We start from the raw sequence: 836 nt of genomic DNA, 5'->3' as shown, positions 1-836 counted from the left end.
CTTCATGAATAAGTGGCATCGCAATATGACGCGGCATATACCCGACTCCAACGCCATTTTTTAAACATTCAATCGCACTATACCAATTGGGCAATAATAAACGACGCTGCTTAGCGTAGTGACCTGTGTGCCGTTTTGGCAGTACGTTCGATGTGTCATCCAGAAAAATCGCGGGAAACTGGCTAACAAACTCTTCGGTGAGAACCTGCTGACGTACACAAGGATGAGCAGGCGACATGACAAACGCCCAATCCAACACACCCATGTCTTTCACTTCGAAATCCCCGCCGACCGGAACTGCTGAAGTGGCTCCGACTACGATGTCGGCACGACCTTGAGCGATCGCCTCCCAAGAGCCGTTAAAGACTTCCATGTTGATTTGCAGTTCCGCAAATTCAAACTCTCGATAAAAATCTTCCACTAGCGGCTTGAGCTTTTCGAGCTTCACTACGTTATCCAGCGTCAGTTTCAGCGTTGTTTTCCAGCCGTGCGCAGCTCGACGAGTTTGTGCTTTCACCTCTTCCATCTGACGCAGTAACGAGCGAGCTTCAGCCATGAATAGCTCACCCGCTGGTGTTAATTCAACTTTTCTTGGTAAGCGGCGAAATAGCACGACGTCCAAATCCTGCTCTACCTGTCGCACGCCATAGCTGATCGCCGAAGGAACTTTGTGAAGCACTTCAGCAGCGGCCGTGAAACTGCCTAACCGAGCAACCGTATCGAGCATTTCCAATGATGCTTTGGAGAACATGATTTCTGACCTTTCAAAAAATTTGATTGATAACCAACAATTTTAGCGTTTTATTTTCTCAAAATCGAAAAATAGAATAATAAGG

The 836-nt window shown here is 47.1% G+C and carries 1 protein-coding gene; it reads right to left on the bottom strand.

Annotated features, from left to right (window positions below):
• Positions 1 to 751: DNA-binding transcriptional activator PunR (gene punR / locus R7R78_RS25310; RefSeq protein WP_225474524.1), on the bottom strand; the 751-nt coding region annotated here is incomplete at its 3' end.
• Positions 752 to 836: the final 85 nt, after the last annotated feature.

The sequence above is a fragment of the Vibrio sp. 2134-1 genome, assembly GCF_033339495.1.
This window is presented reverse-complemented; position numbering and strand designations above follow the sequence as displayed.